General features: G+C 39.8%; 17 protein-coding genes and 1 pseudogene. 12 read left to right on the top strand and 6 right to left on the bottom strand.

Annotation, left to right across the window (positions count from 1 at the left end; all coding sequences use genetic code 11):
• The first annotated feature begins 82 nt into the window (after positions 1 to 82).
• From B5G52_RS04925 to B5G52_RS04890, 8 genes are all read left to right on the top strand, one after another.
• The gene (locus B5G52_RS04925) at positions 83 to 4,819 is read left to right on the top strand and encodes a PAS domain-containing protein (protein WP_087531584.1); all 4,737 of its coding nucleotides are present in this window, start codon (positions 83 to 85) and stop codon (positions 4,817 to 4,819) included.
• 59 nt (positions 4,820 to 4,878) lie between these two features.
• A complete protein-coding gene (locus tag B5G52_RS04920; RefSeq protein ID WP_087531583.1) occupies positions 4,879 to 5,370 on the top strand; it encodes a GNAT family N-acetyltransferase in 492 nt (163 codons plus the stop codon).
• A gap of 87 nt (positions 5,371 to 5,457) precedes the next feature.
• Positions 5,458 to 5,964, top strand: a complete 507-nt coding sequence (locus B5G52_RS04915; RefSeq protein WP_087531582.1) for a hypothetical protein — start codon at positions 5,458 to 5,460, stop codon at positions 5,962 to 5,964.
• Positions 5,965 to 5,995: 31 nt separating this feature from the next.
• Entirely contained in the window at positions 5,996 to 6,607 is a 612-nt protein-coding gene (locus B5G52_RS04910) for a superoxide dismutase (RefSeq protein WP_087531581.1), read from the top strand.
• A gap of 76 nt (positions 6,608 to 6,683) precedes the next feature.
• Positions 6,684 to 8,045, top strand: coding sequence for a DNA-3-methyladenine glycosylase 2 family protein (locus tag B5G52_RS04905; protein ID WP_087531580.1), 1,362 nt, complete (start codon positions 6,684 to 6,686; stop codon positions 8,043 to 8,045).
• A complete protein-coding gene (locus B5G52_RS04900; protein WP_087531579.1) occupies positions 8,042 to 8,527 on the top strand; it encodes a methylated-DNA--[protein]-cysteine S-methyltransferase in 486 nt (161 codons plus the stop codon). The genes B5G52_RS04905 and B5G52_RS04900 overlap by 4 nt, the downstream gene beginning before the upstream one ends.
• A gap of 70 nt (positions 8,528 to 8,597) precedes the next feature.
• Positions 8,598 to 9,419, top strand: a complete 822-nt coding sequence (locus B5G52_RS04895) for an amino acid ABC transporter substrate-binding protein (protein ID WP_087531578.1) — start codon at positions 8,598 to 8,600, stop codon at positions 9,417 to 9,419.
• A 165-nt stretch (positions 9,420 to 9,584) separates the two neighbouring features.
• The gene (locus B5G52_RS04890; RefSeq protein ID WP_087531577.1) at positions 9,585 to 10,169 is read left to right on the top strand and encodes a thymidine kinase; all 585 of its coding nucleotides are present in this window, start codon (positions 9,585 to 9,587) and stop codon (positions 10,167 to 10,169) included.
• A 90-nt stretch (positions 10,170 to 10,259) separates the two neighbouring features.
• Here B5G52_RS04890 and B5G52_RS22285 read toward each other — a convergent pair.
• Both B5G52_RS22285 and rlmF read right to left on the bottom strand, forming a co-directional pair.
• Positions 10,260 to 10,391: pseudogene (locus tag B5G52_RS22285) on the bottom strand (beta-eliminating lyase-related protein); the annotation flags it as partial.
• A 10-nt stretch (positions 10,392 to 10,401) separates the two neighbouring features.
• The gene (rlmF, locus tag B5G52_RS04880; protein WP_087531576.1) at positions 10,402 to 11,337 is read right to left on the bottom strand and encodes a 23S rRNA (adenine(1618)-N(6))-methyltransferase RlmF; all 936 of its coding nucleotides are present in this window, start codon (positions 11,335 to 11,337) and stop codon (positions 10,402 to 10,404) included.
• A 133-nt stretch (positions 11,338 to 11,470) separates the two neighbouring features.
• On the opposite strand from rlmF, the gene B5G52_RS04875 reads away from it, so the two are divergent.
• Positions 11,471 to 12,370, top strand: coding sequence for an alpha/beta fold hydrolase (locus B5G52_RS04875; protein WP_087531575.1), 900 nt, complete (start codon positions 11,471 to 11,473; stop codon positions 12,368 to 12,370).
• Here the strand turns inward: B5G52_RS04875 and B5G52_RS04870 are convergent.
• The 3 genes from B5G52_RS04870 to B5G52_RS04860 all read right to left on the bottom strand — a co-directional run bounded on the left by B5G52_RS04870 (position 12,348) and on the right by B5G52_RS04860 (position 17,055).
• Positions 12,348 to 13,790, bottom strand: coding sequence for a sulfotransferase (locus tag B5G52_RS04870; RefSeq protein WP_087531574.1), 1,443 nt, complete (start codon positions 13,788 to 13,790; stop codon positions 12,348 to 12,350). The two genes, B5G52_RS04875 and B5G52_RS04870, sit on opposite strands and share 23 nt — an antisense overlap.
• Positions 13,791 to 13,904: 114 nt before the next feature.
• Complete coding sequence (locus B5G52_RS04865; protein ID WP_087531573.1) at positions 13,905 to 16,571, bottom strand: TonB-dependent siderophore receptor; 2,667 nt, start codon at positions 16,569 to 16,571, stop codon at positions 13,905 to 13,907.
• A gap of 307 nt (positions 16,572 to 16,878) precedes the next feature.
• The gene (locus tag B5G52_RS04860; protein ID WP_087531616.1) at positions 16,879 to 17,055 is read right to left on the bottom strand and encodes an oxidoreductase-like domain-containing protein; all 177 of its coding nucleotides are present in this window, start codon (positions 17,053 to 17,055) and stop codon (positions 16,879 to 16,881) included.
• Positions 17,056 to 17,149: 94 nt separating this feature from the next.
• On the opposite strand from B5G52_RS04860, the gene B5G52_RS04855 reads away from it, so the two are divergent.
• Both B5G52_RS04855 and B5G52_RS04850 read left to right on the top strand, forming a co-directional pair.
• A complete protein-coding gene (locus B5G52_RS04855; RefSeq protein WP_087531572.1) occupies positions 17,150 to 17,575 on the top strand; it encodes a hypothetical protein in 426 nt (141 codons plus the stop codon).
• Positions 17,576 to 17,671: 96 nt separating this feature from the next.
• On the top strand, positions 17,672 to 19,033 hold the full coding sequence (locus tag B5G52_RS04850) for a M17 family metallopeptidase (RefSeq protein ID WP_087531615.1): 1,362 nt from the start codon (positions 17,672 to 17,674) through the stop codon (positions 19,031 to 19,033).
• Between the two features lie 61 nt (positions 19,034 to 19,094).
• Here B5G52_RS04850 and B5G52_RS04845 read toward each other — a convergent pair whose 3' ends face one another.
• Complete coding sequence (locus B5G52_RS04845) at positions 19,095 to 20,168, bottom strand: ketoacyl-ACP synthase III (RefSeq protein WP_087531571.1); 1,074 nt, start codon at positions 20,166 to 20,168, stop codon at positions 19,095 to 19,097.
• A gap of 232 nt (positions 20,169 to 20,400) precedes the next feature.
• Between B5G52_RS04845 and B5G52_RS22010 the strand changes: the two genes are divergently transcribed.
• A complete protein-coding gene (locus tag B5G52_RS22010) occupies positions 20,401 to 20,565 on the top strand; it encodes a hypothetical protein (protein WP_176372500.1) in 165 nt (54 codons plus the stop codon).
• The last annotated feature ends 1 nt before the right edge of the window (position 20,566 follow it).

The raw sequence follows: 20,566 nt of genomic DNA, 5'->3' as shown, positions 1-20,566 counted from the left end.
ACTGGGTATAAACTTGCGTCCTGTGGTATTTAGTGCATTATTAATAAGATATAAATGGAACAGGTATTGGTTAAAAATAATAATGCAAAAAGAACAGTTTAACTATAAAGGCCAATCCATCCGCAGTAAGTTGATAGTTACATTTATTGTTATTTCGTTATTGCCTCTTTGTGTGCTCTCTTGGTTTAGCTTTAATCATGTTACGCAGTCATTAAAAAAAAGCGCCGAAGTAGAACTTAATGAATTAAGCCGCATAGGTAAGCAATTTTCCGAAATTTGGTTTACTGATCATGTTAAGGATATCTATTTACTAAATGATCAGCTCATTTATAACCCGCTACAAAAAAAATTATTTATTGATAAGTTTATAGCTCGCTATGATTTTGTTCGTAATATTCATATTGTATTTGACCCTCAAAATACGCCAAACCCGCTCAGCAATGACAATTTTGTTCATTTAGATCAAGATGCCCTTATTCCCATGCTTGCCAAATTAGAGCAAGGCGCGCAAAGCGTATTTATTTCTACCTCATTACCAGATGTTCATCACTTTATTGCCATGCCAATACGTAATAAGTCACGTGAACTGACCTCTATTGTGTTGGTTGATGTTAATTTTCAAGGATTACTAGATAGCTTACAAAGTATTCATGACGCAAACCCAAGCTTAAACTTTTACCTTGTTAAAAACGGAGTTATTCAAGGCGAAAACCAATCTTTAAGCTTTATTGCTGACAGTGTGAACAATGAAATACACCAGGGGGTATTTACATATTCTAAAAATACCAATGAATTATATTATGCAATTTTAACTGAACTTAACTTTGCCGATGCGAAAGGCTGGCAGTTACTTGTTGAAAAACCAAGTGATGTTATGTTGTTAAGTGCAAGGCAGTATAAACGAATTGCAGTAATAACCAGCAGCATAGCACTGGTGATCATTTTGATATTGTCATTATGGTTTGCACGGCGATTATCACGGCCATTAGTGCAACTAGCTAAAGCAACAGAAAACATAACGAATGGAACTCAAGAACATGTACCAATTTTAACAGATAGTGCTGAGCTACATCAGTTATCTATCGATCTTGAGTTGCTAGTTAACAGTAAAGAGCAACAGCAAACGCGTTTACAACAGCAAAGTGATGCCCTAAAACATGCTTTAAAACAATTAACCGAACAAAAAAATGCTTTAGATGAGCACGCAATTGTGGCTATTACTGACATTAAAGGCAGTATTACATTTGCTAATAACAAATTTTGTGAAATTAGCGGTTACAGTGAAGCTGAGCTGCTGGGGCAGAATCACCGTATACTTAATTCAGGCAGACACAGTAAAAGCTTTTTTAAAGGAATGTATAAAACATTAAAACAAGGCAAAGTGTGGCACGGGCAAATTTGTAATAAAGCAAAAAATGGGTCTTATTACTGGGTTGATACAACGATTTTACCATTTTTCGATGAGCAAGGCCGTACCCAAAGTTATATTGCTGTTCGTACAGATATTACAGAACTAAAACATCAAGAGCTTGAGCTGGAACAGCACAAAACCCAACTGCAGCTTGTACTTGATAGTACTGCGGTTGGGATCTGGGACTGGTATATAGATACCGATAAAGTTTATTTTAATAATCGTTGGGCTGAAATTATCGGGTATACCTTAGCCGAATTAGAGCCAACGAGTATTAATACTTGGCAAGGTAATGCACACCCTGATGATTTAATTGTTTCAGAGCAAAAGCTCGCTGAGCACTTTTGTGGCCAAACAGATTATTATTTTGCTGAGTCTAGAATGAGGCATAAAAGTGGGCAGTGGATTTGGATTTTAGACACCGGCCGTGTTGTTGAGTGGAATACTGATGGTACGCCAAAACGCATGATCGGTACCCACTTAGACATTACTGAACGTAAAGAAATCGAAACCCAATTACAACAAGGGCGTGATCGGTTTGCGTCGTTAGTTGAAAATATCCCGGGTATTGTTTATCGGTGTAAATTTGATAAACAATGGACCATGCTTTACATGAGTGATCAAGCAAGGTTAATTACTGGGTATGAACCATTAGATTTTATCAATAATTACCATCTTGATTTTGTAAATATAATTCACCCAGATGACGTGGCCTTAGTTGAGAAAAGTATTACCGCTGAGGTCCAAAAGCGCAAACCATGGTCAATTGAATATAGGTTAGTAGCATGTGATGGCAGTATTCGCTGGGTTCATGACAAAGGGCAAGCTGTTGTTAATCATGAGGGGGAATTACTCTATTTAGATGGTTTTATTTTAGATATTACTGAGCAATATAATACCCAAGCCCAATTGTATCGTCAGCAGAGCCTGCTTGAAACTATGAGTAAGCAAGGACAAATTGGCGCTTGGGAGGTTGATTTAGAGCACTCGAAAATGTTTTGGTCTGAAGAGGTAAAAGCGATTCATGAAGTCGCCGAAGACTATCAACCCAAAATAGATCAAGCCCTTGATTTTTATAAAGAGGGTATGCATCGTGATAAAATAAGCGAACTATTTGAAGACGCAATAGCTCATGGGCGCAGCTGGGATGTTGAGCTTATAATAATCACTAAAACCGCAAAAGAGCGGTGGGTAAAATCAATTGGACAAGTTGAGTTTAAAGACGGTAAATGTATACGGGTTTATGGCTCTTTTCAAAATATTGATACTTATAAACGGCTTGAATTAGAAAGCATAAAGGCAAATCAATACAATAAAAACCTAGCTAGTTTAACAGTTTCGCCGCAAATACTGTCTGGTAATTTTGATAGAGTAAAAGATTTAGTCGTACAATCTATGTCTGAGGTACTCAACGTTCAACGTGCATCTGTATGGCTGTTTGACGCTGATAGCCAAGAAATGCATTGCATGAGTTTATATATTGCACAGGAAGGTGTACAGCAGCAAGCGTTTACACTAAAAGTTGCAGAGTACCCGAGCTATTATAAAGCTATTTTTGCAGAGGGTTTATTAGCAATTAATAATGTTAATACTCACCCCGCGACTTTAGAATTTATAAAAGATTACACTAAGCCTTTAAATATTAAGTCGATTCTTGATGCTGTTATTTCTACGGGTGATGGGATTTTAGGAGTGCTATGTGCTGAAAGTATTGGTGAATACCGTGCATGGAGCCAAAATGAAGAAACTTACCTACGATCACTGGCCACACTGGTTGGCAGTGTTGTTATGTCGCAAAATCAAAAAGAAACAGCCGAAGAACTAAAAATTGCGCTAGCAAAAGCCAATGACGCGGCATTGGCTAAGAGTCAATTTTTAGCCACTATGAGCCATGAAATACGCACACCAATGAACGGTGTATTAGGTATGCTAGAACTCATAGAGCTAGAGCCTCTTAATAAACCGATACAAACAAAAGTTTCAATTGCTAAAAATAGCGCCCACTCATTACTCTCTGTGATTAACGACATTCTTGATTTTTCTAAGGTAGAAGCGGGGAAAATTGAACTTGAAAGCATTAACTTTAATGCGTGTGATTTGCTAGGACAAGTTGCTGAATCACAAGCATTGCGCGCTCAAGAAAAAAACATTGAGATTATTCTCGATGTAGTAGGGGTTGTCCCAGCCGAACTCAAAGGAGATCCAGGGCGGATCCGGCAAATACTTACCAATCTAATAAGTAACGCAGTAAAATTCACACAACAAGGTGAGGTAGTTATTACCGCTCATTTAGTGCCATTAGATGAGCGCTATAAGTTAACAATTTCAGTGAAAGATTCAGGGATAGGGATTGATAGCGCAAAACAAAAAGATTTGTTTAGTCCGTTCTCACAAGTGGATGCGTCTACGACACGGCAATACGGCGGAACAGGATTAGGCCTTGCCATATGTAAACAACTTTGTGAGCTGATGGATGGTTCAGTTAGTCTTACTAGTGAGGTGGGTAAAGGCAGTGAATTTACTGCCAGCGTAATGCTGCTTGCGGGTAGTGAAACTCAGCAGAGCATGCCAACTATTGATATGAATCAACTGACTATCTTAGTAGTTGATGACAATGAAACTAATCGCATAGTTATTAGCCAGCAACTGGAACATTGGGGAGCCAAAGTAGAGCTTGCCTGCGACGCAGATCAAGCAATTAGCCTATGTAAAAACCGCGTAAGTAACAATTTGCCGCTTTATGATATAGGTGTGCTCGATATGCAAATGCCTGACATTGACGGGATTGAATTATGTCGTATATTAAAAGCCGATGATGCGTTTAAGGCGATGCCATTAGTGATGATGACCAGTATTGCAGGTATGGAAGGAGCACAGAGATATAGCGATGCCGGTTTTCAGGCTTATTTTCCAAAACCAATCACCACCGCTGACTTGATCTCTGCAATGGCTGTAATTGCTAATAAGAACGGGGTAGTAGATTTGCCCCTTGTAACATCGAGCTATATTTCATCTTTACGCAGTAAAAAACTCAGCAATCACATATTACTTGTTGAAGATAACCCGATTAATCAACAAGTCGCTAAGTTAATGCTAAGCAAGCTAAATTACCAAGTTACATTAGCTGAAAATGGTCAACAAGCATTAGCCACGTTGTCTAAGGTTGCTGGTGGTCACTTTGCCTTAGTGTTAATGGATTGCCAAATGCCGGTAATGGATGGTTTTGATACCACCCGTGCTATTCGTGCCGGTGTTGCAGGCTACAAACACCAAGATATTACTATCATTGCATTAACAGCTAATGCAATGGGTACAGACCGAGAATATTGTTTAGCTACCGGAATGAATGATTACTTAGCTAAACCAATTCAATTGGATATATTAAAAGATAAGCTTGAGCAATATTAAATCGAATCCAAAACCAGTATTAAAACCCATTAAAATAGTGATATTAAGTAAGGGAGCTTATGAGCGATAATAAAAAAATTACTTTAAGAGATGCACAGCCATCTGATGCAGCAACCATTTTGCACTTTATTACTGAGTTAGCAATTTATGAAAAAGAGCCTGATGCAGTAAAAACTGATGAGCAAGCAATTTTAAAAACCCTGTTTAGTGAAGGAGCAACCGCACACAGTATTATTTGCTTTGATGGCGAAGAGGCGATTGGCTTTGCTGTTTATTTTTATAACTACTCTACATGGCTCGGTAAAAATGGTTTGTATTTAGAAGACTTATACGTCAGTCCCGATAGCAGAGGTAAAGGGGCTGGTAAATTAATTATGAAGCACTTAGCACGCCAGGCAATTAGTAAAGATTGTGGCCGCTTCGAATGGGTAGTGCTGGATTGGAATAAACCAGCGATTGATTTTTACAATAGCATTAATGCAAAGCCACAAGATGAATGGATTATATACAGATTAACAGGGCAAGAGTTAATCGATTTTGCAGGTAATTAAAATAGCAATATAAATAAAAATCATTTGCATTAAGTTGTGTTGCTGTGTAGATTAAACGCATCAATATAATTTTGTGCAGGTGATCTCATGGCACGTCCTCAACTAAATGATAGCGTAGATTTACCGCAAGTCGCTCAAGCGCTTAGTCCTTGGCAATCAAATATCATGGCAGGTAACTATGCATTTGAACGCGGTGCGTTACTCGAAGCTCGTGATAAGTACACCACAGCGCATACTCTTGCTGCCCACCTTTTAAGCCAATTTAGTCGAGCAAAAATATGCCAGTCGGTGATTGATGCTATAGAACATTGTTGCCCGGCATTAGTCGTTGCTGCACATAACCTAGCAGACACGTATCGAGCAATGAATCAATGTGAACAAGCATGTAAATGGCTGTGTGATGTTCATATTACCTTGAGTGATTTAATTCAGCATCCGTGCAATACAGTGCGTACTGTTGTTGTTCATCATCACCATAAAACTTATTTAGAGCTTGTCCAATTTGCTAAGTTGCATAGCCAGCACCCGCACTTGATTGAAAAAATAAATCACACTTTAAGTTATTCATCAGATCAAACAGCAACCTTGCATTAATCAATAAAGCTTAAGCCTTAAAGGAGCAATCATGGCATATACACTACCCCCGTTACCGTACGAATACGATGCACTCGAGCCACATATAGACGCAAAAACCATGGAAATACACCATACTCTGCATCATCAAACTTACATTAATAAAGCCAATGCAGCGCTTGAAGATACGCATTATGCGCAGCAAGATACACAGACCCTATTGCGTAAAATAAATACTCTGCCAGAGTCACTACAAAAAGCCGTACAAGAGCATGCTGGTGGACATAATAACCACTCGCTATTTTGGACAGTGATGAGTCCGAATGGAGGTGGAGAACCACAAGGCGAATTAGCGCAAGCCATTAATACTGCATTTTCAGATTTTGAAAGTTTTAAAACGCAATTTACTAATGCTGCTGTCAGTCGTTTTGGTAGTGGTTGGGCATGGTTAAGTGTTACAGCTAATAAAGAGTTGGTAGTTGAGAGCAGCTTAAACCAAGACAGCCCATTGATGCATGGTAATACACCTATTTTAGGTTTAGATGTGTGGGAGCATGCATATTACTTGAAGTATCAAAATCGTCGCCCTGAATACATTGCCGCTTTTTATAATGTAATTAATTGGGATGAAGTGCAGCGCCGCTACCTTACTGCAATAGGTTAAGTGCCGAAAATGGCTAGTAAACTGTATTTTTTCGCGTAACCTAGTTGTAAGTAGCAGTTAGTTTGAGCATTAATTTATGGATACCAGCCATTGGCAACGTGCTCGTCAAAGCCGCGATCATCGTTTTGACGGGCTGTTTTTTATTGCAGTGAAAAGCACTGGTATATATTGTCGACCAATTTGCCCCGCTCCAACCGCAAAAGAACATAACGTAGAGTATTTTCAGTATGCTCACAGCGCAGCGCAAGCAGGGTTTAGACCGTGCATTCGTTGTCGGCCAGACAGTGCACCAGGCAGTAGCGCTTGGCAAGGTACAAAAACCACTGCACTGCGCGCAAAACAATTAATTGATAATAATTTTACCCAAGAACAAAGTTGCGAACAGTTAGCTGAACGTTTAGGGGTAACAAGTCGTTATTTACGCCGTTTGTTTAGCCAACATTTCGGTATTTCAGTGACGCAATATCGTTTATTTAATCAATGTCATTTTGCTAAAAAGCTGCTACAAGAAACCAGTCTACCTATATCTGAGATTGCTTTTGTAGCAGGGTTTAATAGTATTCGACGCTTCAATGATGCGTTTTTGAATCAATTACATATTTGTCCAAGTAAAATGCGAACCAGTGTAAAGCCTGTAAACTCAACACTCACTTTAAAAATGCCATTTCGACCGCCTTACAATTGGCATGCACTGCGACAGTTTTTAGCAAAGAGACTGATCCCACCAATTGAGTGGTTAACAGATACTAGCTATGGCCGTAGTTTTAATACTGATCATTGCCAAGGGCAATTTACAGCCACGTTTGTTGAAGATAAGCATTACTTTTCAGTGGCAATCGACATAAATGAACCACGTTTGTTACAGCCAATTTTAGCTAATATACGTCGGGTACTTGATTTAGACGCAGATACCTCGATGATAGAGCAGCACTTAAACGGCCATATTAGCGGTGCGTTCACATTGACTAAAGGTTTACGTTTACCAGGCATTTGGTCAACCTTTGAAGCGGGGATCCGAGCAGTACTTGGTCAGCAGGTCAGTGTCACTGCGGCGCATAATTTAGTAACGCAGTTAGTGAAAGAACTAGGGGTAACTAACGATGAGCGGACCTACTTTGTGACACCTGAAGCAGTCGCTAACAGTGACTTAGACTTTTTTAAAATGCCTCAGGCACGTAAAAATGCATTGCGAAATTTAGCTAATTTTTGTCAACAACATCATGAATGCGTCGATTTAGAGCAATGGCTGACATTAAAAGGAATAGGCCCATGGACGGTCAACTACGCTAAGTTACGAGGGCAAAGTCAGCCAGATATCTTACTTGATGGTGATTTAGGCGTTAAAAAAGCACAAGCGAATGCTGCGAGTTTTGACAGTGAGGCGTGCTCTCCATTTCGCAGTTATTTAACTTTTCAATTATGGCAACAACTTGTATGAACAAAGCAACACACACAATTCAAACGCAGATCGATAGTCCACTTGAAAATGTCATCATTCAAGCGACAGATAAGGGAGTGAGTTATGTTGGCTTTTACCCACCAGCACACTACCGCGAAATAAAGATTGAGCAAATCACTAACCCTCATATTATTGAATGTGCAAAACAACTTGGGCAATATTTTAATAAACAGAGACAGAGTTTTTCATTAACCCTGGATACTCAAGGGACTGAGTTTCAACAAGCTGTTTGGCAAGCGTTAATGGCGGTGCCTTTTGGTCAAACCCAAAGCTACAGTGATATCGCAATTGCATTAAATAATCCCAAAGCTGTAAGAGCTGTTGGTGCAGCAAATGGAAAAAATCCAATCAGCATTATTGTACCTTGCCATCGCATTATCGGCGCGAGTGGTAAATTAACTGGCTATGCTGGCGGGTTAAAACGTAAGGAATGGTTATTAAAACATGAAGGGATTTTATAAAATTAGCTAATTTTTTATTTTAACGTCTACACTAAAGGGGAACATTATTTAATAGGAGGGTGAGTGATAAATGAAAAGCTCATTACATGCTTTTATTTTAGTTAGTTTATTTATCTTTAGTTTACAGCTCTTTGCAAATACAGAGCTTAGGTTTTGTTATGAAGATAAAAATGTTGCACCAATGTTTCTAGGCGCAGGTCAAGAAATACCACTTAATGATCCGGGCGCATCTATTGAATTACTGAGACAGCTCGACAAAAAGCTGGATGGATTGACTATAAGCTATCAGCGTAAGCCATGGCAACGATGCTTAAACGATTTGAAAAATAATAATGTCGATGCTGTTATTGCAAGCTACCGTAAAGGGCGAGAGAGTTTTGCTGTATTTCCTAGTACCAGTAATAAAACTCCAGATCCTAGTAGAGCATTTAACCAATTTAGTAGTTGTCTAGTTGGTGGATATAAATTTAGAGATAAATGGCGCACACGAGAGATTTTTCAGCGAAGAGCATTTACCCTCGCGCTACCAAATGGTTATGGCTTATCTAAAATACTGGAACAAGAACCTTTTTTTATTCATTACACTCACTCTCGTGATAAAGCCTTTGAACTTGTTGATAAGGGAGTTGTTGATGCTACTGTTGAGCTTTGTAAAATTGGTAATATTGAAATCACCAATTTTCCTCATACCAATAAAGATGTGCAAGCTATTTATCCTCCTTATGAGTTAAGACATGGCTACTTGGTATTTTCACGGCAGTTTTATCAACAAAATAAAAAACTAAGCCTGAGTATCTGGCAAAAATTAACCTCATTAGATAGTAGTAAATTGTTGATCGACTACTTAACTCATACTCGTGAAAGTCAGTCTTTAACAGTTAGTAATCGATAATAAAAGTTAACTGTAAAGGGGCATTACAGTTAGCATTTATTGATACCAACTTTTATAGTAAATTATGTGAAGTGCGCAATTAACAGCAATAAAATGAGTGCTGAAAGAGCGAATATGCGCTAGCATACTCGCTCTTTTTTATAGTGATCAGTTCAAGGTAACTAAATGGCTCAGTTGTATTTTTATTACTCTGCAATGAATGCAGGTAAATCAACCACATTACTCCAATCGGCATTTAATTATCGTGAACGCGGTATGGAGCCGGTTATATTAACAGCAGCTATTGATGACAGAGCTGGAGTTGGTAAAGTATCGTCACGTATTGGTTTACAAGCCGATGCGCATATTTTTGATGCAGAAAAAGATGTGTTTGAACTGATCAAGGCACTTAATACTGAGCAAAAGCGCCATTGTGTTTTGGTCGATGAGTGTCAGTTTTTATCTAAGCAGCAAGTATTACAGTTAACAGACGTGGTGGATGAATTGGGTATTCCAGTTTTATGCTACGGCTTACGTAATGACTTTAGAGGCGAGCTATTTACTGGATCACATTATCTTTTAGCATGGGCCGATAAACTCATTGAGCTAAAAACCGTGTGTCATTGTGGCCGTAAAGCGAATCACGTGTTACGTACAGACGAACATGGTGAAGCAATCGCAGATGGCGATCAAGTGGAAATCGGTGGTAATAATCGCTACGTCTCTGTGTGCCGTAAGCACTATAAAGCGGCGTTAAATCTCAGCCGCTAATGCATGTATAAACGTATCGACGGATTCTTTAGTGATACCCAAGTGTGTCACTAAACGAAACGGTGCGCTTGGCGAAAACAGTATATTTTGAGCTGCAAATTGATCGAGGGCATTGATGCTAGGATCATCGCCATACACATCATCACCTAAAGGTGCAGTGTACATAGCCTCACGCATCGATTTGCATGGTTGGGTTACGGTATCAGAGCGAAGGTCAATCATGGTGTGTTCCCTATATATTAAACTCTTGGAAAATTTCTTCACGAGTTGCTTGATCAAAATAGCTCCAAGCAATAAAACGACTCACTTTTTGCCCTTGTGCCATATCGATTATTTTAACCTCTGCGACCGGGTGTTTACTCAATTCCCGTTTTAACACACTGAGCGTTTCTTTTTTTGATACAAGTGATGTAAACCACAAGCATTGTTCTGCAAAGTCGGCACTTTCTTTGATCATAGTGGAAATAAATTGGGCTTCTCCTCCTTCACACCAAAGTTCATTATTTTGACCGCCAAAATTTAAGTCTGACTTAGGTGCTTTACCTAAATTGCGCCATTTTCGCTCTGTCCCTTGCGCTGCAGCCTCAAAGCTGGCATGAAAAGGTGGGTTGCATAGTGTTAAATGAAAGAGGTCTTTGGCGTTGATCACACCGTTGAAAATATGCTCAGGTTGCTTTTGCAGTTTAATGTTGATTTTACGGTTATTAAATTGCGCTAACTGTTTGGCAAGCTTTACGGATGTCGGATCAATATCACTTCCTGTGAAGGCCCAGTTATACTCAGCACTGCCCGTAAGTGGGTAGACTAAGCTTGCGCCTGTGCCAATATCAAGCACTTTCACTTGTTTACCAGTGGGGATAAGCCCTTGATTATCAGCACTTAATAAATCGGCTAGATAATGAATATAATCAACGCGCCCAGGGATCGGTGGACATAAGTTGTGCTCAGGCAAATCCCAAAATTCAACATCATAATAGGCTTTTAGTAAAGCTTGATTGAGTGTTTTAACTGCTTTGTTATCGCTAAAGTCGATACTTGTTTGTTTTGCTGGAGTCTCAATTAAATAAGTAGATAAGGCCGGTTCTTTAGCTGTTAAAAGCGTAAAATTATAGCCTTGATTATGACGATTACGAGGGTGTAATTTTGATTTGTTTGGCGAGGCTTTCATTATTGATTACTAACTGAATATACAAGTCGTTAGTTTAACAGATTAATAAACAGAGGGTAATTTTAAACTGCCAAATTACAGGCGTTACTGGTAGGATGAGTTAAAGTGAGACATAATAACAATAGGCTGCATTATGACAATTAAACAAGAATCTGTTTATATTCATTTAAGTGAGCAACAAACGCTGCATTTAAGACGTATATATAACGATGAAAAAACCGGACCTGCGGTTTTATTTGTGCACGGGGCTGTAGAGAATGGCAAAATTTTTTATACTCACAGTAATAAAGGCTTAGCCCCGTATTTAGCCGAGCAAGGTTATGTCTGCTACGCTGCTGATTTACGAGGCCGCGGCGATAGTACGCCGGCTATTTCAAAGCATGCGCAATATGGTCAAACTGAAGCAATAATTGAAGATATCCCCGCGTTCATTGCTAAAATTACTGAGCTTGAAGGTAAGGCTCCTGCTTACTGGGTTGCCCATTCATGGGGCGGCGTACTAATGAATAGTGTATTTGCTCGCTACCCTGAATATATTAATGATGTGAAAGCCTGTGCTTACTTTGGTACTAAGCGTTCGTTGTATAATCATCATCCTAAAAAATACCTGCAAGGTAATATTATTTGGTATTTATTAGCGCCTATTTTAGCAAAAAAGCACGGCTACTTACCGGCAAAACGTTTAAAGTGGGGGAGTGATGATGAAACACAAAAATCGCATTATCAAAGCATGCAGTGGGCAAAAAGGCGGCCTTGGGTAGATTCTGATGATGGCTTTGATTACGCTAAAATTGTCGCTGGTTTAGAATTACCACCGACACTTCACATTGCGGGAGTGAAAGATAAAGCCCTAGCTCAGCCTATTGATATTCAAAAATTTATTGATGAATCGGGCAAAGGCGTGCAAAAGCTTCAAATTTATGGTCGTAAGCATGGCCATCAGCATGATTACGACCATATTAATATGCTGACTCACTCAAGCGCTAAGCTGGATCAATTTACTGATTTAGTTAATTGGTTTGCGGCTCATTAAGTAAGTTATGTAGCGTAGCTTCAAAACGCTTATAATGCTCGGTTGCTTTGGTGTTTATCGGCTTTCGAACTGCTCCTTTACTGAGCGTACTAACGGGTTGCTTCGATTTATAAAAATCTAAGCAACCAGCTTCGTATTCACACCCTAAAAAATTAAAAACGTGCTGTAAAGTTTCTTTCGGCTGGTTTACTAGCTGTTCGTACTGCAATGTGAAAATTGAGTCTGAAAATGCCCTATGCCAATGCTGCATAAGGTTTTGGTATAAGCTGTAATAAGTTTTAAATTCAGGTAATGAACAAAAATAGGGTTCATTTTCGCCAAAGTAATTACTAAAAACCGACCAAGCTGTTGCATCAAAGCCGCGTTGCATATCAATAAACTTGGCGTTCGGGTAAAGCAATTTGATCAGTCCCAGCGACTGATAATTAGCAGGTAATTTATTGATCATAAAGGCACGAATAGATTTGGCATGTTTGAGTTTTAGGGTGTAAATCTCCCTTGCTTGCATTATTACAGAGGGGGTTAGTGCTGATAAGCATTCAGGGTAGGGCAGCTTGGTTTTATGCTCAATAAAAGGCACAACATCTCGACTGATTGTACTATCTTCACCTATGGTGGCAAATTCGCTATGAGTTGCAATTATTTGTTCAAGTAGGGTTGAGCCACTACGGGGCATACCGATAATAAATACTGGCGTTAAGGTCGCGGTAAAACTGCTGTGATCAGATTGGAATAGTTCTACAGGGTGATATTGTTTTATGTGCTCATAAAACTCAACGAGTTGCGCTGTTTTAAAGTCAGTTAATTGAAATTGTAATTTGTTGGCTAGAATATAATAGTTAGCCGCTTGTTCAATATCATTTAGCTTGTCATAACTTTTCGCTAAGGCGTAATAACACACCATTTTTAAGCGTAAATTATTGGTTTGTGTAAGCAAGTGGTGCAAATTACTGATGTAATTATGCTGCTCGTCAAAGCGGCCTAATTGCACTAACTCGTAAAGTATATAAGCTGTGACTGGGTAAAGTCCGATACTGAGTGCTTGAGCGAATGTAGTATGGGCTTTATCGAGTTCGCCATAGGTTAAATAATGTTGTGCAAGGTAGTAATGTGGCTCAGGATTGTGGCTTGCAATTGATTTTGCGTATTCAAGCACGGTCAGAGCATCTGCTGGTGAATTGACCCCGTTAAATGCATCAGCAAGGGCATGCAGCGGTTCAAGCATATTAGGTAAATGCTCGCAGGCTCGTTGTAATAAGTACACGGCTGCATCAAAGCGTTCGAGTCGTAATGCTATTCGGCCTAAGCCAAAAAGCGCATTGCCGTTGTTTGGATCTGTTTTGAGCAGGGTTTTAAAATGAAACTCTGCCTCTTTTAAACGGTTGTCGGCAAGTAATTGGTTCGCTTTTTCAAGTAGCATACGTCACTGTATTTGGATTTTTAGTCTTATTTGTTCATTTAATATAAATCGAAAAAGGCGAAATGTCTTGAGTAATTAACTCAATGCATTTCGCCCGCTAGCTATTATTGATAATTAAAACGTATACGTTGCTTTTACGTAATAAAAACCACCGTTAATGCCGTAAGGTGATGTTTCATAGTATTTGCCACCAAAACTATTACTTGGAATGCCAGCAGATTCTTCAAAGTCTAACTCTTCTGCATCTTGATCAAGTAGGTTTTGTGCGCCAACAGAGAAGCTAATTGAGTCATTTAAGAAATATGTTACTTCAGCATCTAAGGTCACCGCAGCGTCAGCCATTTTAGCTGTTTGGTCAAAATCAACGTGCACGCCTTGGTATTCACCAAAGTAATTTAAGCGAGTAAACGCTGAAAAGCTTTCCCATTGCTGAGCCCAGCTAAGTGTGCCGCGATGATTCGGTAAGTCATTTTCTAGACGGCTTACTTTGAATGCACCGGTGATGTCACTAGAGCGCGTTACTTCTGTTTCATTCCAGTTGTAGGCTAGACTAAAGGTTGAGCTACCACCGAGTAAATCCGCAGCGTAGTTAGCCACAAAATCAACACCCTGGGTTGTAGTATCAAAGTCATTAGTGAAAAAGCTTACTTGTGCTAGGTTTTGCACATTAGGGACGCCAGCTTCTTCAAGGACGTCTTTATCTGCTTGGCTTAAAGTAATTTTTTCAGATTGGCTAATACGATCTTCAACTTGAATGTTGTAATAATCAACAGTTAAGAATAAGTCGCCGATGGTGTAAACTGCACCAAAAGTATAACTTTGTGATTCTTCGGGCTCCAACTCTGTACCACCTAATTGTGTTGCAATTGGATTGGTTGGCGGAAGCAATGCAGAATCAACTAAAATACCGCTGCTTAGGTTGGTTTGTACATTACTGACATTGGCCTGTCCAACGGTGGGAGCTCTAAACCCGGTACTAATTGAGCCACGAATATTCAAGTCTTCAGTAACATGGTATTGACCCGTTAACTTATAATTAGTTGTTGAACCGAATGAATCATAATCTTCAAAGCGAAGTGCTAAGCCCATCAAAAAATCTTCAGTAAAAGGCGCTTCAACATCAATATAGGCTGCATAGTTACGACGGGTATATTCCCCTGCATCCGAAGGCTTAAAGCCTGGGAAACCATTAGAGCCAATACTGAAGCCTTGCTCAGTCAGAGGACCTGCAATAAATGATGCTTCATCACCTGAGGTAACAGTAAAGGTCTCTTCATGCCACTCAAGGCCACCAGCCATGTTCACGTCGTATGCTAAACCCCAATCAAAGCCTTTTGATAAGTCAAAATTAAAGTTTTTCTCAAGTTGTGAATATTTGCCAGGGCTAAAGTCACGTGGACTTTCAGCACCAAGCGATGCGTTAATGGTATTATAAATAAAGTAACGAGATTCATTTAAACCAACGGTACCACTTAAGTCATAAAAGGCACCTTTTAGGTAGCCATCGGTGAACTCACCTTTGGTGCCTATTGTTAGAGAAGTATCGGTGATGTTACCGCCAAAATTAGGCGTGAACCCACCTGGTAGCATTTCGTTAAATACAAAGCAATCAGGGTTATTCATGACATCTTGCAAACCCTGTGAATCGTTAATATTAAGGCCACCTTGATTCATGTCATCAGTAATAGGGCAGTTGCCTGAAAAGTCACCTGTCATGTCTGCGACTAAGCGATCAAATCGATTATCACCGTTTGCATCTGTTAGTGGTATTTGATCACCATTTGAATCAAGTACTGGTGAACCTGTACCATCAAGTTCATATAATTGAACACCGTAAACTCCAGGGCGTGTATTTGGGTTACGGTAATAAAAGCCACCACGAACATCACGTTCGGAGTAATTACCGAACATATAGAACTCGGAGTCGTTGGTTAGCTCTAAACCAATATTACCAAAGATTGAAATATCATCATCAACTTTAGGTGCTCCCCATACTTGGGTAATGGGGGGAATATCTGGTACGCCGTTGTCAGCCAGTATTTTCGCATCTGCACGTTGTACAGAACGGCTCGTTGCATCGGCTGTTTTATATTGAAAGCTTAAGTTAGCAAAACCGTTATCAGTAAAGGGTAAACCAATATTACCTGAAATCTGCGTGGTATCACCATCGCCTTCATAGTATTCACCTTGGCGTACTTCAAAGCTCCCGCCTTCTGAGGCGTCTTTTAGAACAAAGTTCATTACACCAGCAATGGCATCTGAGCCATATTGTGCTGCTGCGCCATCACGAAGTACTTCAACTTGTTTTAAGGCGATGCTTGGGATCACTGAAATATCAGCACCTTGTGCGCCGTCATTAATACCACCCCCTAAGAATGCAATGACAGATGCGCGATGACGACGTTTTCCGTTCAGTAAAACTAAGGTACTGTCTGATGGCAGGCCACGTAAATTAGCTGGGCGTACCAGTGATGCGGCATCGCTGATAGGCATTTGATGAACATTAAGAGATGGAATCGCACCTTTTAATAGCTCTAGCATATCAGTATTACCTGATTTACCCAGCTCTTCGCCACCAATGATATCTATAGGTACCGGTGAATCACCAATGGAGCGCGGTGCAGAGCGTGTGCCAACCACTGCAATTTTTTCGACATGTTTATTTACTTGTGTTTTTTCTGCTTCTTCAGCTAACACACTACCTGATACGAATAGACCAGCAGTCGTTGTCGTTAAGGCAAGTTTTACGGCTTGATTTAATATGTTGTTTTTAAGATTCATTCTAATTTCCCCAGTTAGAATTGTTTCGATTATTACACCAATATAATCTTAATGATTAGAGGTGTTATTCATTTATACATATTGTTAATTAATTGTTCAAGATGTTAAAATAAATGAATTTTTGTGTATATTGTATAGAGGAAAATTAAATATGATTAACCCACTTGATAAATAACGATTTTAATTGAGTGGCTTTAATGGCGAAGCTGCTTTATGAACATAAATGGCTATTTTTTAAATGAAAAAATTTACTAATTGCTGCAGTTTCGTTTTTTAAAATAGGTTATAGCAAAGTATATCCTTTGCATTATAGCTTATCTGTAAGTGGTAACGGGTTATTTTCCCGCCATGTTTTTAATGCTTCGCGGTATTCGTCCCATACACATGGGCAACAACTTCCACCGCCACAGCATTCATCAGAGGCGGGCCTTTGTGGTTTATCTTTTTGCTCTGTCGTGGCTATTATATTGTTGTCAATCTTCATAGTCGTAGTAATTTCGAGTCGGGTAACAGCGATTATATCACAGCAAATATAAATACTGCTTTGTGAACACGCCCAGCTATGTGAAAATACTTTCATGCGATTATATAAAGTAATTCACCGTGCGCCCTTTCGGGTTGCTAAGATCAGCAAAAGACGCCAACAACTGCGTTTTAAGCGTTCTATGGTGGCATTAAAAATTGCACTTGCGCAAGAAAAACAAGAAACAAAAGAAATGCTCACCATCTACCGTCGTTATACACACGGCGAAGTGAGTAAAGAAGATTTAAGTAAAGCCAATGCGCAATTTGTAGATATACTCAAAGGCTTGGGGTTGGGTGTTTTTGCAGTGCTTCCTTTTGCCCCAATAACTATTCCTTTAGTTGTTAAGTTAGGGCGCTATGTTGGTGTAGAGGTATTACCTAGCTCTTTTAATATTAACAAGCCACTAAAAGAAATAGATCAAAAAATAGCCGAAGATGAAAGGAAGCAGCAAACTTCGGCCCCTTCTGTAAAAAAATAATGCCACTTTGTATTATTTGCTCTGCGCTTAGCTATACCTTTTGACTAGGTATATTGGTATGCTAAAGTTCTAATTATTTTAAAAATGAGTCATTTAATGAGTGCATTAATTCATCATACTTCTTCAGCAATTCCTTTATCTTTTATTACCAAAAGTGACTTAGCTAACTGGTTGCAACACCAATCTACTTTTTTACAAAACTGGCTACAAAGTTGTGACTTTAAAAAGCAAGGCTTGGCCTTGGTAGTTGATGAGAAATCAGGGGCATTGGCACACGTTTATTGTTTGGTTAATAGCCTTGACGATTTTTGGGTAGCCGGTGAGCTGGCGACTAAACTCCCTGCTGGCTGTTACCAAATACAAGGCCTAGAGCACAAGCTAGAGCAAGTTGCGCTAGGTTTTATTCTAGGTGGCTATGAGTTTAGCGAATATAAAGCGAAAGGGGCTCCTAAAGCACAATTAGCTATTGCAGATAAAGCTATGTTTGAGCGCTTGGAACAGCAAGCAAGTGCAATTAATTTGGTACGCGATTTGGTTAACACGCCTGCGGCCGATATGATGCCTCAGCATTTATCGCAAGTTATGACCGACTTAGCTAGCACTTTTAAAGGTGAATTTAGTGAATGGGTTGGCGATGAGTTGCTTGAGCAAAACTATCCAACAATCCACATGGTTGGGCGCGCCAGTGAAAATAAACCGCGTTTACTTGATTTAAAATGGGGTGATGAAAAAGCACCATTAGTGACGCTCGTTGGTAAAGGCGTGTGTTTTGATTCAGGTGGCTTGGATCTGAAACCAAGTTCAGGTATGCGTAACATGAAAAAAGACATGGGCGGTGCTGCCCATGTTATTGGCTTGGCGCAATTAATAATGGCGGCTAATTTACCGGTGCGTTTACGTGTGCTTGTTCCTGCTGTTGAAAATGCTGTATCACGTAATGCATTTCGACCAGGTGATGTGATTAAAACACGCAAAGGCATTATGGTTGAAATAGATAACACAGACGCAGAAGGGCGCCTAGTTTTATGTGATGCTTTAACCGAAGCACAAAATGATAAACCAGAATTGCTTATTGATTTTGCAACATTAACAGGGGCTTGCCGTGTCGCACTAGGTACGGAGTTACCAGGGTTCTTCTCTACGAGCCGCGATGTTGCAAACGGTATTGTTGATTCAGGTATGAATGTAAGCGATCCGGTATGGCAACTTCCTTTATTTGAACAATACACAAGCTTTCTAAAAAGCGATGTTGCAGACATGGCTAACTGTGCCAGCACACCTTTCGGTGGTGCCATAACGGCCGCTTTATATCTAAAAGAGTTTGTTGAGCCGAACACCGATTGGGTACATTTTGATGTTATGGCTTGGAACTTACGATCTTTACCAGGTCGCCCAGCTGGTGGTGAAGCTCTAGGAATTCGCGCTGTATTTAATTACTTAGCAAGTCGTTTTAACTAAGCTTTATATTTTTCCTATAAAAAAAGCGCGAAAATCGCGCTTTAAATGACGCTTCATGCGATTAATCTGTGCCTTTACATGCAGCCACAGCAGCTTCAACAAGCTCTAAACCTGTTTTGTCACATAAAGGTAGTGCCGCGTCACAGGTGTTAATAGGGGTAACACGCTCGCCCCATTTTATGTAACTTGCGGCCCAGGTTAACCCGGCACCAAATGCAGCAGACATAATATTAGCATGAGGCTTAATTAAACCTTGTTCAACAGCTTCACATAGTGCGATAGCGATAGTGGCTGCCGATGTGTTGCCATATTCGCCAATATTTACCATTACTTTTTCATCAGCCACTTTAAGGCGCTGTTGAATGGCTTGGATAATACGTAAGTTTGCTTGATGCGGGACCAATACGTCGATTTCATCTAAGCTTAAATCTGCTTGAGTTAGTACATCATCACACGCTTCGCTTATGCCTTTTACTGCACGTTTGAATATTTCGCGTCCCTCAAACAATAAATCTGATGGGCCTGCTGGACTGTACTTGTCAATATCACTACCGAAGTTGGTAATATGCAAAATATCGCGGTCTTCGCTGTCGCAGCCTGTTTTACTCGCCAATAAGCCTGATGGTGTATCGGCAGCTTCAAGTACAACGGCACCTGCGCCATCGCCAAATAATACTGCGCTGTCACGACGATCCCAGTTAACATACCAGGTCATTCGCTCAGCAGCAATAACCACTGCCTTTTTTATCATTCCTGCTTGAATTTGTGCCGTTGCAGCTTGTAATGCATACAAAAAGCCAGAACAGGCCGCGTTTGTATCCATTGCTGCTGCACCGACTGCACCGATATTTTTTTGTACCAATGAGGCTGTATTTGCCACCATGGTTGAAGGTGTACAGGTGGCTAATAAAACTAAATCTATGTCTTTAGCATCAACTCCGGCACAAGCAATGGCATGCTTTGCTGCAACCGTTGCTAATTCAGCTGTGCTTACGTGGCTTACTCTACGCGCTTTGATACCCGTGCGGGTAGTGATCCACTCGTCATTGGTATCAACAAGTTGGCTAATTTCATCGTTGCTAATGCGGGCTGGTGGAATGCATTTTCCCCAACCTGTTATATGTGCGTAAGACATAGTGTGTTCTCTTGTAGTGGTCAGACATCTGTCATTAATGCGTGTTTTATACCAAAAATCCCGTTATAAGACTAGTTTATCGCTTTGTTTATATCGTAAATAGTGGTAATTAAACGTAATTTACGTTAATGGTAGTAGAAAAAAGGCTAGCATGAAAAATAATAAATGCTTATATAATCTTTACCTTGATAAGATAGGTGCAATATGGCTATGAAAAAACGTAAGGGCTGCTATGCGTAGTAATATAAAGGCATCACTGTTTAATCATCTTATTGATGCCGAATTTAATTACTCATTACGAATGTCGCTTTGTCGATATGGTGAAGCGTCGTGGGAAATGGTATTTTATCAAGGCACACTCAGCGCCGTATTTAATATATCAATGGATGAAGATTAAC

This window comes from Pseudoalteromonas sp. A601, from assembly GCF_002165575.1.
Lineage (GTDB): Bacteria > Pseudomonadota > Gammaproteobacteria > Enterobacterales > Alteromonadaceae > Pseudoalteromonas.
The sequence above is the reverse complement of the archived record's forward strand: the minus strand, read 5'-3'. Positions and strand labels throughout refer to the sequence as shown.

Bases quoted from the DNA above. Each gene is read 5' to 3' on its own strand.
- rlmF (WP_087531576.1), bottom strand. From the start codon at position 11,337: ATGAAAGCCTCGCCAAACAAATCAAAATTACACCCTCGTAATCGTCAT.
- B5G52_RS04875 (WP_087531575.1), top strand. From the start codon at position 11,471: ATGACAATTAAACAAGAATCTGTTTATATTCATTTAAGTGAGCAACAA.
- B5G52_RS04915 (WP_087531582.1), top strand. From the start codon at position 5,458: ATGGCACGTCCTCAACTAAATGATAGCGTAGATTTACCGCAAGTCGCT.
- B5G52_RS04905 (WP_087531580.1), top strand. From the start codon at position 6,684: ATGGATACCAGCCATTGGCAACGTGCTCGTCAAAGCCGCGATCATCGT.
- B5G52_RS04925 (WP_087531584.1), top strand. From the start codon at position 83: ATGCAAAAAGAACAGTTTAACTATAAAGGCCAATCCATCCGCAGTAAG.
- B5G52_RS04850 (WP_087531615.1), top strand. From the start codon at position 17,672: ATGAGTGCATTAATTCATCATACTTCTTCAGCAATTCCTTTATCTTTT.
- B5G52_RS04920 (WP_087531583.1), top strand. From the start codon at position 4,879: ATGAGCGATAATAAAAAAATTACTTTAAGAGATGCACAGCCATCTGAT.
- B5G52_RS04900 (WP_087531579.1), top strand. From the start codon at position 8,042: ATGAACAAAGCAACACACACAATTCAAACGCAGATCGATAGTCCACTT.
- B5G52_RS04870 (WP_087531574.1), bottom strand. From the start codon at position 13,790: ATGCTACTTGAAAAAGCGAACCAATTACTTGCCGACAACCGTTTAAAA.
- B5G52_RS04845 (WP_087531571.1), bottom strand. From the start codon at position 20,168: ATGTCTTACGCACATATAACAGGTTGGGGAAAATGCATTCCACCAGCC.
- B5G52_RS04890 (WP_087531577.1), top strand. From the start codon at position 9,585: ATGGCTCAGTTGTATTTTTATTACTCTGCAATGAATGCAGGTAAATCA.
- B5G52_RS22010 (WP_176372500.1), top strand. From the start codon at position 20,401: ATGCGTAGTAATATAAAGGCATCACTGTTTAATCATCTTATTGATGCC.
- B5G52_RS04860 (WP_087531616.1), bottom strand. From the start codon at position 17,055: ATGAAGATTGACAACAATATAATAGCCACGACAGAGCAAAAAGATAAA.
- B5G52_RS04865 (WP_087531573.1), bottom strand. From the start codon at position 16,571: ATGAATCTTAAAAACAACATATTAAATCAAGCCGTAAAACTTGCCTTA.
- B5G52_RS04895 (WP_087531578.1), top strand. From the start codon at position 8,598: ATGAAAAGCTCATTACATGCTTTTATTTTAGTTAGTTTATTTATCTTT.
- B5G52_RS04910 (WP_087531581.1), top strand. From the start codon at position 5,996: ATGGCATATACACTACCCCCGTTACCGTACGAATACGATGCACTCGAG.
- B5G52_RS04855 (WP_087531572.1), top strand. From the start codon at position 17,150: ATGCGATTATATAAAGTAATTCACCGTGCGCCCTTTCGGGTTGCTAAG.